This is a genomic window from Salegentibacter salinarum, from assembly GCF_900168115.1.
GTDB lineage: Bacteria > Bacteroidota > Bacteroidia > Flavobacteriales > Flavobacteriaceae > Salegentibacter > Salegentibacter salinarum.
In genome coordinates this window covers 26301-40418 of sequence record NZ_FUZC01000015.1, presented here as the reverse complement: position 1 = coordinate 40418, position 14118 = coordinate 26301, and the positions used below count along the sequence as shown (strand labels likewise).

Annotated in this window: 11 protein-coding genes; 8 read left to right on the top strand and 3 right to left on the bottom strand. The window is 38.3% G+C overall.

What is annotated here, in order from left to right; translation table 11 throughout:
• Positions 1 to 15 precede the first annotated feature (15 nt).
• Together B5X53_RS15580 and B5X53_RS15575 are read right to left on the bottom strand one after the other, a co-directional pair.
• A complete protein-coding gene (locus tag B5X53_RS15580) occupies positions 16 to 759 on the bottom strand; it encodes an SDR family NAD(P)-dependent oxidoreductase (protein ID WP_079714180.1) in 744 nt (247 codons plus the stop codon).
• 16 nt (positions 760 to 775) lie between these two features.
• Positions 776 to 2920 (bottom strand): alpha-glucuronidase family glycosyl hydrolase, encoded by a 2145-nt coding sequence (locus B5X53_RS15575; protein WP_079714155.1) that lies wholly within the window; start codon positions 2918 to 2920, stop codon positions 776 to 778.
• A 169-nt stretch (positions 2921 to 3089) separates the two neighbouring features.
• Between B5X53_RS15575 and B5X53_RS15570 the strand changes: the two genes are divergently transcribed.
• The 7 genes from B5X53_RS15570 to B5X53_RS15540 are packed head-to-tail and all read left to right on the top strand — an operon-like array spanning position 3090 to position 11138.
• Positions 3090 to 5291, top strand: a complete 2202-nt coding sequence (locus tag B5X53_RS15570) for a glycoside hydrolase family 3 C-terminal domain-containing protein (protein ID WP_079714154.1) — start codon at positions 3090 to 3092, stop codon at positions 5289 to 5291.
• Positions 5292 to 5312: 21 nt separating this feature from the next.
• Positions 5313 to 6716 carry a glucuronate isomerase gene (gene uxaC, locus B5X53_RS15565; RefSeq protein ID WP_079714153.1) on the top strand — a complete coding sequence of 468 codons (1404 nt, stop codon included), beginning with the start codon at positions 5313 to 5315 and terminating at the stop codon, positions 6714 to 6716.
• A gap of 14 nt (positions 6717 to 6730) precedes the next feature.
• Positions 6731 to 7729 (top strand): sugar kinase, encoded by a 999-nt coding sequence (locus B5X53_RS15560; RefSeq protein ID WP_079714152.1) that lies wholly within the window; start codon positions 6731 to 6733, stop codon positions 7727 to 7729.
• A gap of 4 nt (positions 7730 to 7733) precedes the next feature.
• Positions 7734 to 8405 (top strand): bifunctional 4-hydroxy-2-oxoglutarate aldolase/2-dehydro-3-deoxy-phosphogluconate aldolase, encoded by a 672-nt coding sequence (locus B5X53_RS15555; RefSeq protein ID WP_079714179.1) that lies wholly within the window; start codon positions 7734 to 7736, stop codon positions 8403 to 8405.
• On the top strand, positions 8402 to 9382 hold the full coding sequence (locus B5X53_RS15550; RefSeq protein WP_079714151.1) for a TRAP transporter substrate-binding protein: 981 nt from the start codon (positions 8402 to 8404) through the stop codon (positions 9380 to 9382). Before B5X53_RS15555 ends, B5X53_RS15550 begins: the two co-directional genes overlap by 4 nt.
• Positions 9375 to 9851 (top strand): TRAP transporter small permease, encoded by a 477-nt coding sequence (locus tag B5X53_RS15545; RefSeq protein ID WP_079714150.1) that lies wholly within the window; start codon positions 9375 to 9377, stop codon positions 9849 to 9851. Before B5X53_RS15550 ends, B5X53_RS15545 begins: the two co-directional genes overlap by 8 nt.
• Positions 9852 to 11138 carry a TRAP transporter large permease gene (locus B5X53_RS15540; RefSeq protein ID WP_079714149.1) on the top strand — a complete coding sequence of 429 codons (1287 nt, stop codon included), beginning with the start codon at positions 9852 to 9854 and terminating at the stop codon, positions 11136 to 11138.
• Positions 11139 to 11148: 10 nt separating this feature from the next.
• Here B5X53_RS15540 and B5X53_RS15535 read toward each other — a convergent pair whose 3' ends face one another.
• Positions 11149 to 12174, bottom strand: coding sequence for a LacI family DNA-binding transcriptional regulator (locus tag B5X53_RS15535; protein WP_079714178.1), 1026 nt, complete (start codon positions 12172 to 12174; stop codon positions 11149 to 11151).
• Positions 12175 to 12338: 164 nt separating this feature from the next.
• Here B5X53_RS15535 and B5X53_RS15530 point away from each other — a divergent pair, with 164 nt between their 5' ends.
• Entirely contained in the window at positions 12339 to 13994 is a 1656-nt protein-coding gene (locus B5X53_RS15530) for a glycoside hydrolase family 43 protein (protein WP_079714148.1), read from the top strand.
• Positions 13995 to 14118 lie beyond the last annotated feature (124 nt).

Sequence of the window (14118 nt, the reverse complement as noted above, 5' to 3'; positions counted from 1 at the left end):
GTCATTTTAATCATCCTAAAATCCTATTGAATTTCCACCATCAACCGGTAAAATTGTTCCTGTAACGAAGGAGGATTCGGTAGTGGCAAAATAGTAAACGGCATCGGCGATATCTGAAGGTTGACCTAATTTACCCATTGGTGTTCTGGATAAAACCCTATTTTTTCTTTCAGGATCATTATCTAAAGCTTTTCTGGACATATTGGTTTCAATAAATCCTGGCGCCACGGCATTTACGCGAATACCAAATTCAGCCAAATCAACCGCCATAGCACGCGTCATTCCGTCTACAGCGGTTTTACTTGCAGAATAAGCGATAACTTTAGGAATACCATACTGTGCAGCCATAGAGCTGATATTAATTATGCTTCCAGAATTTTGTTTCTTCATTATTTTGGCCACCTCGCGGCTAATAGCAAAAAGTCCCAGGACATTAGTGTGTAAAATATTCTGAAATTCTTCGTTGGTAACTTCCAGGAATTCCTTTTTCATATTGATCCCGGCATTATTTACCAGTATGTCGATACTTTCAGCTTCCTGCCCAATCTTTTCTACCGCTGCGGGAATTTTATCTAAATCGTTAAGATCCAGAATAAAGGGAATTGCGTTTTCGCCTAAATCTTTACAGGCTTGTTCGGTCTTTTCTTTATTTCTTCCGTTTACGTAAGTTTTAATTCCTTTTTCACAGAACTTTTTGGCCGTGGCAAAACCGAGTCCGGCGTTTGCACCGGTTACGATTGCTGTTAATGGTTTGGTCATTTTGTTAATTTTTGTGTTACCAGGAAGGATTGATGCCTGGCGCATAAGGACGGTCTATTGATTTATAGTGTTCTAAATTATGTTCTGGTTCAGGTACTCCTGCCGGTAGTTCCATCTCAGAAAATTGCTGAAAATAACTCAGGCAGGCGTCCCGCCACCATTTTGCTTCTTTCAACTGTATTTCCAGTAACATCGAGGTTTTTTTAAATTCCCGTTCGTTTACATACTGTTCCATTTTGTTCCAGGTAGCCTGCATTTCTTCAACCTGTTCAACTCCTTTTTGATAATGTAGAGCTATATTATCCCATAGCTTTTTACCGTTATCCATTTCATAGTCCCAGGAAAGGTGATGAAACCACAGTAAGTATTTTTCAGGCGTTGTTTCAGGATTGCTATACTTTTCCTCAAGAGGCTTCGCATATTGCGCTAAAGCATTACTACCAGAGCTGGTTCTATCGAATCCTATTCCATTTTTATCAGCTTTATGGTAATAAACAGGATTCCATTCAGGCCGGCCCAGATCATCTACCCACGGCCCGGGACCGTAATGGTGACTGGTGGCCATAATATGATGCAAGCCCAGAGGCGTCATATAATTTACCACAGCTTCGCGGGATTCTATTAATAGATCGGTCATAGTTTTTACAAAATCTTCCTCATTAGAAAAATTTATCCTTAACCATTCCTGGGCGATCTCTTCAGAATCCATATAGGGATCCCAGGCCAATCTCCCAAAGCCGTACCAGTTTGCCTGGCCAAATGGGTTCCCTGTCCAGTTCTTTTCGGTGCCAATATTGGCAACCCCGGCGATTCCGGTTAACTTTTTATTCGAATTTGTGCCGTCAATAACCTTGGCTACCGTAGAATTTTTACCATCGGCATAAGTATCTTCGTCTAAAACTTCTTCAAACAATTTTGGAAGAAAAACCAGGTGAGAACTGAAGCCCAAATATTCTTGGGTTATTTGGAATTCCATCATCAAAGGAGTATCTGGCATTGCACCAAACATAGGGTGAAAAGGTTCGCGTGGCTGAAAATCTATCGCTCCGTTTTTAACCTGAACCAATACGTTGTCGGCAAAATTACCGTCATAGGGAATAAACTGGTCGTACGCTTGTTTTGCACGATCATCTGGATCTTCTTCTGAATATACAAAGGCGCGCCACATGATAATTCCGTCATGGGGAGCAACTGCTTCGGCCAGCATATTTGCGCCGTCTACGTGTGTTCTGTCGTATTGAAAAGGTCCAGGTTGGCCTTCAGAATCAGCTTTTACTAAAAAACCACCAAAATCGGGAATTTCAGCATAAATTTCGTCAGCAATATTTTTCCACCATTGCTTTACATCTTCATTTAAAGGATCGGCAGTATCAAGATCGCCTAATTCAATTGGGGCAGAAAATCTTGCTGTAAGATAAACCTGAATACCGTAAGGTCGAAAAACTTCAGCAAGGGCTTTTACTTTTTCAATATAATGCGGAGTTAATATTAAGGCATTGGAATTAACATTGGTGAGCACCGTACCGTTAATACCTATCGCAGCATTTGCGCGGGCGTAATCTTTATATTCGGGTTTAATAAGTTCGGGTAAAAGATGCCAGTCCCAAATAGAAAAACCGGCATAACCGCGTTCCACTGTGCGGTCTAAATTATCCCAGTGGTTGAGGACACGCTTCTGTATTTTAGGTTTTTCTTCAATTTTTAAATTTGAAATATCATTTTGTTGCTGCATTTCACGAAGCAAACCAAAGGTTCCGTAAAGGAGCGCTACCTCAGAATTTGCGCTAATTAAAATCGTCTTCCCATTTTTAAGAGAAGTGATGTTATAACCTTCCTCCTCCAGATTTTCAGTTTTAGCCTGATTTCTAAGCGAGGATGGCAATTTACTTTGCACTCCAATAATCAATTTTGAATCACCGCCGGTTTCTGAATCGTCAAAACCAAAGCCTTCTCGAGCTAGTTGTAATTCCTCTTTAATAGCCTGAATTGTAGAGGAATTTCCAATTATATCCACATTATTTAAAAAGGCAGCATAATTTTTTTCAATTGTACGATCCTGTACTTCTTTATAATCTAACCAGAGTTCATATCCTTCCTGAGCTTGAATGTTAACAGCGAAAAGGCTAAAAAGGGCCAGGGAAATAAATTTCTTTAAATTCATTATAATTTTATCAAACGATTGCGAGCTGAAAATTAGATAAAAAAAGCTTTCCGACAAAATTTTGAATGCAATCGGTTGTGTTTATAATAAATTTATGTTTTATTTGTTAAGACATTTTTAAGAAAAAAGCTCTTATTTAAGGACTTATGAACTTTAATCCTGTAGAATTATGAATTATAAAGTATTGGGTACCTTTTTGTTGGTTTTAATATTAGTGAACTGCGGTTCAATTAATGCCCAGGAGAAAGCTGAAGATTATGGTTTTAGGAATGAGTCATTAAGTATAGATGGAAGAGTTACCGATTTAATCAATCGGTTGACTTTAGAAGAAAAGGCTATGCAGATGATGCACGATAGTCCTGGGATAGAGCGTTTGGGTATACCGGAATATAACTGGTGGAATGAAGCATTACACGGTATAGGTCGCTCCGGGGTTGCCACAGTCTTCCCACAGGCTATTGGGATGGGGGCTACTTTTGATGAAAATTTAATCTTTGAAGTTTCTTCTGCAATTTCAGATGAGGCGCGGGGAAATCATAATACAGCTGTTGAAAACGGGTATAGAAGACAATACAGCGGACTTACATTTTGGACACCGAATATTAATATTTTCCGTGATCCGCGGTGGGGAAGAGGACAGGAAACTTACGGGGAAGATCCTTTCCTTACTGCCAAATTAGGAGTAGCTTTTGTAAAGGGCCTGCAGGGAGACGATGATATATATCTTAAAACAGCCGCTGCCGCAAAACATTACGCGGTACATAGCGGCCCTGAGAAATTAAGGCACGAATTTAATGCGGTAGCCTCTCAAAAGGATTTGTGGGAAACTTATTTACCGGCTTTTGAAGCCCTTGTAGATGCGGGGGTAGAAACTATTATGTGTGCTTATAACGCCACAAATGGCGAGCCTTGTTGTGCAAATGAATATTTGCTTACCGACGTACTTAGGGGAAAATGGGGTTTTAAAGGTCATATTGTGAGCGATTGCTGGGCTTTGGAAGATTTTTACGGCGGTCACGATGTTGTAGAAACTCCTGAAGAAGCTGCAGCTCTGGGAATAAAAAGCGGTGTTAACCTAAATTGTGGTAGTGTATACCCTTCTTTGGTGGAAGCCGTAAATCAAGGTTTGGTGACCGAAGAAGATATAGACGAACAACTTGCTGTACTGATGAAAACCAAGTTTAAACTTGGCCTTTTTGATTCGCCAGCAAATAATCCTTATTCAAAACTTTCAGCAAAAGCTATAAATACCAGTGAGCACCGCGCATTGGCCAGGGAGACTGCGCAGAAGTCTATAGTGATGCTTAAGAATGACAACGTACTTCCTTTAAAAAATGATTTAGCAAAATATTTTATTACGGGCCCAAATGCTACGAGTGTTGAAATTTTACTTGGAAACTATCACGGTGTAAATCCCAATTTGGTTACCATTATTGAAGGAATAGCTGGCGCAATAGAACCTCAAAGTCAGTTGCAATATCGCCAGGGGACTTTGTTAGATCGTCCCAATGCGAACCCGCAGGACTGGGCTTCGCCGAATGCTGAAAATAGCGACGCTACCATTGCGGTGTTAGGAATTTCTGGGGTTTTAGAAGGCGAAGAAGGAGAATCTATAGCTTCTGAAACTTTTGGAGACAGGTTGGATTATAATCTTCCTGAAAATCAGCTGGATTATTTACGAAAACTGAATGAAGCCGCAGGCGATAACCCGGTAATTGCGGTGATAACCGGAGGAAGCCCAATGAACCTGGAAGAAGTTCATGAACTTGCCGATGCCGTATTAATGGTATGGTATCCCGGCCAGGAAGGTGGGAACGCCGTTGCAGATATTATTTTTGGAGGGGTTTCTCCATCAGGCAGGTTGCCGATTACTTTTCCAAAATCCTTAGACGATCTTCCTCCTTACGAAGATTACACAATGAAAGGTAGGACTTATAAATATATGGATGCAGAACCGATGTATCCTTTTGGTTATGGGTTAAGTTATTCAGAATTTCAATTTTCAGATATAAAATTATCGAAAGAAAAAATTAGAAAAGGTCAAAATTTAGAGGCCAGTATAGAAATTTCTAATGTGGGAGATCGCGAAGCCGAAGAAGTGGTGCAGTTGTATGTTTCAGATATGGAAACTTCTGTAAATGCTCCTAAGTATCAGCTTTACGGAATTAAAAGAATAAATTTAGAAGCAGGAAATTCCGAAGAAATAAAGTTTGAAATCACCCCTGAGATGATGGAGCTGGTGAATAACGAGGGTGAAAGTGTAATAGAAAAAGGAGAATTTAAAATTTATATAGGAAGTTCCAGCCCTTCAACCAGAAGTCTGGAATTAGGTGCGGTCCAATTTAAAGAAGCCGTGTTTACACTAAGATAACAACCGAAAAGACTGAATTAAATGACGAATTTTATTGAAGAAGATTTTCTTCTTAAAAATAGGTATTCGAAAGAGCTTTATGAGCGCTATGCTAAAGATATGCCTATTATTGATTATCACTGCCATTTGCCAGTAAAAGATATCGCTGAAGACAGACAATTTAAGAACCTGACCGAGATTTGGATCGCCGGGGATCATTATAAATGGCGTGCTATGAGGGCACTTGGTATTGAGGAAAAATATATTACGGGAAATAGTAGCGATGAGGAGAAATTTCAGAAATGGGCAGAAACTGTTCCTTATACAATGCGAAATCCGCTTTATCACTGGACCCATTTAGAATTGCAACGCTATTTTGGAATTACCGATTTACTGAATGAGAAAAATGCCAAAAAGATCTATAATCAATGTAATTCCTTACTTGCTACCCAGGCTTATTCTACCAGGAATTTGTTAAAGAAAATGAATGTAAAAGTGGTTTGCACTACCGATGATCCAGCCGATGATCTAAGGCATCATAAAAAAATTGCGGAAGATAGATTTGAAGTAAAAGTGCTTCCCACCTTTAGACCTGATGCTTTGCTGAATATTGAAAGCGACGGTTTTTCGGCTTATTTAGATAAAATTGGAAATCAAACTCAAGTAGATATTAAGGATTTTGATTCCCTGGTGAAAGCTGTAGCAGACAGAATTGAATATTTCCATCAACACGGTTGCAGACTTTCAGATCACGGTTTGGAACGGATGCTTGCTGAAGATTTTTCTAAGGAAGAAATAGATAATTTACTCGGGAAAAAATTATCAGGTGATAATCTTACAACTGAAGAATCAGAAAAATATCAGTCGGCATTATTGCTTAAATTAGGTAGTTTGTATGCTGAAAAGAACTGGACCATGCAATTACACCTGGGACCGGTGCGAGATACTAATTCAAAATTACTCAACCAGATTGGTAAAGATGCAGGTGTAGACAGTATTGGGGATTTAAACCAGGCTAAACCCCTGGCAAAATTTTTAGATACGCTGAATAAAAATGAAGATTTACCTAAAACTATTCTTTATAATGTTAATCCTTCAGATAATGAAGTGATGGCTACTATGGCCGGAAATTTTGTGAGTGATTCTCCAAAAGGAAAAATTCAGCACGGTTCTGCCTGGTGGTTTTTAGATCAAAAAGATGGGATGGAGAAGCAGTTAAATTCATTATCTAATATGGGTTTAATAAGCTGTTTTGTCGGTATGTTAACCGATAGTAGAAGTTTTCTTTCTGTACCAAGGCACGAATATTTTAGACGCGTTTTATGTAATTTATTCGGAAAGGATATTGAAAACAAAGAACTTCCTGAAGATATGGAATGGATTGGAAAAATAATTCAGGATATCTGTTATTACAATGCAGAATCGTATTTTCAATTTCCTGAATAACCAAAAAGTAATTTATGGAAAAGCTGGTAAGCCTTGGAGAGTTATTAATGCGCTTGTCTTGCGAAGATGCGCTAAGGTTTACCCAGGTAAATAATTTTAAAGTGGTGTACGGCGGGAGTGAGGCAAATGTGCTTATTACCGCAACAAACTTTGGCTTGAAAACCGAGTTTTTAAGTGTTTTACCCGAAAACGATTTAGGAAAATCAGCATTAAACGATTTACGAAATAATAACGTTGGTTTAAATCATATAAAATTTCAGGGGAAGCGATTAGGTTTATATTTTTTGGAAACGGGTGCTATTAACCGCGCCGGAAAAATAATTTATGACCGGGAAAATTCAGCTTTTTCAAAAGTAGAACCGGATTGGTTTGACTGGGATGAGATTTTTAAAGATTGCAACTGGTTTCACTGGTCTGGGATTACTCCGGCAATTTCAGTAAAGGCAGCAAAAGTTTGTTTGCACGCAGTTAAGGTGGCAAAAAGTAAAGGAATTAAAATTTCCGGAGATCTTAATTTCCGCGGAAATCTTTGGCAATACAAAGATGCAAATCCTAAAGAGACGATGACCAAACTGGTGGAGCAAAGCGATGTTTTGCTTGCGGGTTCTTATGCCTGTAACCAGTTTTTCGATATAAAAGATATCCAGAGTAATTCTGAACTTTCTAAAGCTCTAACTAAAAAGTTCCCATCTTTAGAAAAAATCGCTATTACAAATCGTGAAGAATTGAACGCGTCTCATCACAAATGGTCGGCAGATCTTTTTACAGGGTCAGGGCTATTATCATCTAAAGAATATGATATTTATCCAATAGTTGACCGCGTTGGAGCGGGAGATAGTTTTATGGGAGCACTAATCTACGGACTTCAGCATTTTGAAGATCAAAAAACTCTGGATTTTGCGACAGCTGCTTCTTGCTTAAAACATTCTATTGTTGGGGATTTTAATAAGGTGAGCAAAGAAGAAGTGTTAGAGTTGATTGAGGGTGATGGATCAGGAAGAATTAAAAGATAAAATTATGAAAAAATTATCCAGACCGGAAATAACGATAAAAATGAAAGAATCAGGGCTTGTGCCTTTATTCTATCACCAGAATCGGGAAGTGGTTAAAGAAATACTTACTGCAGTATATAAAGGGGGCGCAAGGTTTTTTGAATTTACTCATCGGGGAGAATTTGCTCACGAAGTCTTTTCGGATCTTGTGAAATTTTCACGAAAAGAATGTCCCGAAATGATTCTTGGCGTAGGTTCGGTTGTTGATGCCGGTACTGCCAGTCTTTATATGAATTTAGGAGCAGAATTCGTAGTAAGCCCGGTAATTAGGGAAGACGTTGTAAAAATTTGTAATCGTAGAAAAGTGTTATACCTGCCCGGCTGTGGTAGTTTAACCGAAATAAGCCAGGCCGAAGAATTGGGCTGCGAAATAGTAAAATTGTTTCCGGCAGCTGTTTTAGGTCCCGGTTTTGTAAAAGCTATAAAAGGTCCGCAACCCTGGACTTCAATTATGCCCAGTGGAGGAGTTAGTCTTGAAAAAGAGAATATAAAGGAATGGTTTAATACCGGGGTTACTTGTGTTGGAATGGGTTCAGCACTTATTCCAAAGGATTTGGTTGAAAATTCTGACTTTGAATCTATAAAAAACAACGTAGCCAAAGTGCTGAAAATAATTTCTGAAATAAGATCTGAATGAGGTCAGTTTTCATACTTTTTATTTCGTCAATTTTTTTCATTTCCTGTGGTGAGAAAGAAGAGGCTAAGTCTTTAAAACTTGCACATAGTTTAAGCCTGGACCATCCGGTGCATCAGGCTTTAGCCTTTTTTGCAGAGCGTGTGGAAGAAAAATCTAAAGAAAAACTAATCATAGAAGTTTATCCCGGCGGGCAGTTAGGTTCTGAAAGGCAAAGTTTGGAACTTTTACAGCTGGGCGGTTTGGCGATGACCAAAGTATCATCCGCGGTGATGGAAAATTTTTCGCCTAAACTCCGCGTTTTCGGCTATCCTTATATTTTTAAAGACCGCGAGCATCGGTATAAACTTTATGATAGCGAACTTGGGAATGAACTTCTTTTAGACGGAGAACAGTATTGGTTAAGGGGCTTAACCTATTTTGATGCAGGTAGCCGTTCATTTTATACCAAAGATACTCCCATTGAAACGCCGGCAGATTTAAAAGGTTTAAAAATTAGGGTAATGCAAAGTCCTACGGCAATTAATCTTATAAAAGCCCTCGGGGGTTCACCTACACCGGTTTCCTGGGGAGAGCTTTATACCTCTCTTCAGCAAGGTGTGGTAGAAGGAGCAGAGAATAATTTACCCAGCTTCTACACTTCAAGACATTACGAAATTTGTAAAAACTTTTCATTAGATGAGCATTCGGCTATACCTGATATTTTGGTAATAAGCACGCAGATTTATAACAAGCTTTCTTCCGAAGAGAAAAAATGGATACAGGAAGCTGCTCAGGAAGCTTCGGTGAAACAGCGGGAATTATGGGAAATTGCCGAAAAAGAAGCTTTGGAAGCGATCAAGAAAGAAGGGGTGAAAGTCACTTATCCTGATAAAGAATTATTCAAGGAAAAAAGTAATCATATAATTAAAGTTCTAGAAAAAACAGAACCTGAATTATATAATACCATTCAGGAAATTAAAAACTTAGCAAATGAGTAGAAAGCTTAACTGGTTTTTAGAATGGTTGGTAGTTTGCCTGGTTACGGTAATGTTATTTAGCGTTTTATGGGGGGTATGCAGTCGTTATCTTCTGGCAGACCAAAGCTCCTGGACAGATGAACTGGCGCGTTTTATGCTCATTTGGGTTAGTCTTTTTGGAGCTGTTTATATTTCCGGTAGAAATACGCATATCACTATAGATTTACTTCCAAAATCCTTTAGTGTCAAGACAAAATTAAAACTTGATCTCCTGGTTCAATTCATAATTATGCTTTTTACCGCTTCAATTTTTGTAATTGGTGGAGGGAGGTATGTTTATGTTTCCTTTAAGCTGGAACAAACATCTGCAGCATTAGGTTTGCCTATGGGTTTTGTGTATCTGGTTTTGCCCATTTCAGGCCTAATGATCATTTATTTTAAATGGATGCAAATGCAGCGAACTTTACAGGAATTAAAAGCAAATCGGTGAATGGAAATATTTGTTTTAATTTTTAGCTTTATAGTTTTGGTGGGAATTCGTGTTCCAATTGCCTGGAGTATTGGGATAGCTTCAGTGCTAACGTTGTTATTTAGTGTAGATACTATTCCGGCTTTTACTACTATTTCCCAGAGAGTGGCTACCGGTTTAGATAGTTTTTCTTTACTCGCTATTCCGTTTTTTATACTTGCCGGACATATTATGAATAGTGGCGGAATTGCTAAAAGATTAATTGAATTCGCAAAGTCCCTGGTTGGAGCTTTACCCGGTGGTTTGGCGCACGTAAATATTGTAGCTGCTATGATGTTTGGAGCTATTGCAGGTTCTGCCGGTGCTGCCGCTGCCGCTATTGGAAGTTTTATGTCTGAAAGGATGGAAAAGGAAGGCTATACCAAAGAATATGGTGTTGCTGTAAATGTAACTTCGGCCACCACCGGACTTTTAATTCCACCGAGTAATATTTTCATTATTTATTCCCTTGCCAGTGGCGGGGTGAGTATTGGTGCTTTGTTCTTAGCCGGATATATTCCGGGAATTCTTACCGGTTTAATCCTAATGGCTATAGCATTAGTCTGGGCCAAGAAAAAAGGTTTTCCTACCGGAAAAAGAAGCTCTTTTAAGCATATTATGAAGTCTTTTTTTGATGCCCTTCCCAGTTTGCTGTTATTGATAATTATTATTGGCGGAATTGTTGGGGGCATATTTACTGCGACTGAAGCTTCATCTGTAGCAGTTGTCTATTGCCTGATTCTGGCTTTTCTTTATAAAGAATTGAATTTCTCTAAACTTAAAACCGTCCTGGTAGAATCAGTAGGAACAATTTCTTTGGTAATGCTACTTATCGCAATGTCTATTGCAATGTCCTGGGTTATGTCTTACGAGAATATTCCGCAGGAAGTAACTTCAGCTTTATTAGGTTTTAGTGATAATCCTTTCGTAGTGATTATTTTAATAAACCTGATTTTATTGTTTGTCGGAATTTTTATGGATATGACCCCAGCGGTATTAATTTTTACTCCAATATTTCTTCCCGTTGCAGTAGCTATGGGTATGGACCCGGTACATTTTGGAGTAATAATGATCCTTAATTTATGTATAGGCCTCTGTACACCACCCGTAGGTGCGGTTTTATTTATTGGGGTAGGAGTTGCAAATACCACTATTCAAAAAGTGGTAAAACCTTTACTGCCACTTTTTGTGGGAATGTTGGTTTCCTTAATTCTGGTGATAATTTTTCCGTTTTTGAGCCTTTGGCTTCCGGAGTTATTCGGGTTTTAATAAACCTTATTTACTTTCTTTTACTGGAATCCCTTATAATAATTTCAGTATCTAACATCGTTATTTCTGAAACAGCAGTGTCCAGCTTACGCGTAGAGTGTTCTAAAATTCTTTTTGTAGATATTTCTCCCATTTTTTGTGCGGGATGCGAAACGGTAGAGAGTGTAGGTTCTACTATTTGAGAAATTGGATCGTTGTTAAAACCTATAACAGCAAGTTCTTCAGGAATTTTAATTCCCTTTCCCTTAGCGTATAAAATAGCACTAACTGCTGCAGTATCGTTAGCAGAAAAGATACCGTCTGGAGGATTATCAAGTTTTAATAACATTTCGGTTGCCTTCTTTCCTTCTTCAAAACTAAGGGTTTTCATATCCAATATGAGTTCTTCGTCAACTTGAAGTCCAGATTCTCTAAGTGCATCCACGTATCCTTTCTTTCTCAAGTTATAAACATTAACGTGTTGAGCTCCAGCGAAATGTGCAATTCTTTTACATCCTTGTTCTATTAAGTGTTTCGTAGCACGGTATCCAGCAGCGTGATTATCAATAATAACACGGTAGGAATTAAAATTCTCAGGTACCCGGTCTACAAATACAATAGGTATATTTTGTTTGACATATTGATCAAAATGGCTGGTGTCTCTAGTTTCAATTCCTAAAGAAACAATTAAGCCTCCAACTCTAGCGTCGTATAAAGCTTTTACGTTATCAACTTCATTTTTGTATTTATCATCAGATTGTGTGATGATCACGTTATAACCCGCTTTTCTAGCGGCTTTTTCAATTCCTGTAATCAAAGAGGCTTGAAAGGGATGATTTATCTTCGGAATCGTTATTCCGATGCTTCTGGAAGTATTATTTCTTAAACTAGCAGCTAAGGCATTGGGGCGATAATTAAATTCTTCTGCAGTTTTTTGAATCTTTTTAATGGTTTTCTTTCCAATACTTTTATGGTTGTTTAAAGCTCTTGAAATAGTGGAAGGAGAATAGTTTAGCTCTTTTGCTAGATCATAAATAGTAACTTCTTTCTTTTTCATCAAATAAACACTAAAATAAGGTTGTGCAACAATATTACGAAACATTTTTTTATGGTTGCATAAAAATTGACACATTTACAATCAAATTTCTCTTTTTTAATCATATTAAATTAATTTAATATAAAATAACCATATATTTGAGCTAACAATCGATTGCGTTTATTATGAGAAAATTATTATTTAGTTCATTGTTTTTATTTATTGCATTCGGCAGTGCTGCGCAGGAAAATTATTTAAATCCTATTTTAGCCGGATGGTATCCAGACCCCGCTATTACCGATGATGGCGAGGGGAATTTTTATATGGTACATTCTACCTTTGCCTTTTATCCCGGCATACCGATTTTTCATAGTACCGATTTGGTGAATTGGAAACAGGTAGGAAATGTAATCCATAGGCCAGAGCAGGTTGACCTGCATGGGTTTGGAACTTCACGCGCAGTATTTGCACCCGATATTAGTTTTGATGACGGCACTTACTATTTAACCTGTACCATTGTTGATGGAAAAGGAAATTTTGTAATGACTGCAGAAGATCCTGCCGGTCCGTGGTCCGACCCGGTTTGGCTTCCAGAGGTTAGTGGAATTGATCCGGGGTTATTCTTTGATGACAACGGGAAATCTTACATGGTTTATAACAGTGAGCCACCAAATAACGAAGCTAAATATGACGGCCACCGAACTATTAGAATAATTGAATTTGATAAAGAAAACCTCAAAACTATTGATGATAACCGAATTTTAGTAGATGGTGGTGTAGATATTTCTACTGAACCCGTTTGGGCGGAAGGACCGCGAATTTATAAATTAAACGGCTATTATTATTTAATGACAGCCGAAGGAGGAACCGCGGTGAACCACTCTGAAATGATTTACCGGAACACCAGTATTGATGATGAATTTATTCCTTTTGAAGAAAATCCGATCTTAACCCAGCGCCATCTAGATCCTAATCGTGAGAACCCTATTACCTCGGCCGGGCACGCTGATATTGTTCAGCATCCTAACGGAGATTGGTACGGAGTTTTCCTTGCCGTAAGACCTTACGAAGGCGATCTTTATAATACCGGAAGGGAAACTTTTTTAACTCCTGTAAAATGGGAAAATGATTGGCCTATTTTTGATTTAGATGGAGAGGAGATTAAATATTCTTATCCCTTGCCTGAGGGCGTTGATCTCAAGGAAGATTTATTTCCACTTAACGGTAATTTTTCTTTTGAAGAAAAATTTGCAAAGAATGAGCTGCCGCTAAGCTGGATGATGCTTAGAAATCCCAAAACTACATGGTACGATTTAAAAGACGGAGCTGAGGGTATTAGTTTTAAAACCCGTCCTGAAACTGTGGAAGGTAAAGCCAATCCTAGTTATCTTGGTCATAGGCAGCAGCATATAATTGGTGAAGTATCCATTTCCGTGGAATTTGATGCAGAAACGGAAAATGAGAAGGCCGGCTTACTTGCTTTTCAGAAAGAGACCCATTATTATTACGCAGCCCTTTCAAAAGAAAATGAAAAACCTGTTGTGCAATTATATAAGTCGGATGAATTAATAAAAAGCGTTTCATTAGATAATTCAGTATCTGAAGTTGAATTTAAACTGGAGTTTGAAGAAGACGAATATACTTTCTTCTACAAAACAGGAAACGACTGGCAGCAACTGGGAGAAACTCAGGATGGTAAATTTCTTAGCACGCAGGTAGCCGGTGGATTTGTAGGTGTAAATTTAGGACTTTACACTACTTCTAATGGAAAACCAAGTAATAATAAAGCTTTATTTAACTGGTTCCGCTATTCGGGAAATGATGAAGTCTATAGGGACTAATAGTTGTTTATAGCCTTTTAGATACAGAGAAAACCGGTGCAGCCTTGCATCGGTTTTTAAGTTTAGAATGCTTCAGTTAGATAATAATCAATATTAATATAAGGCAAAAAAAGCTGCTGATATT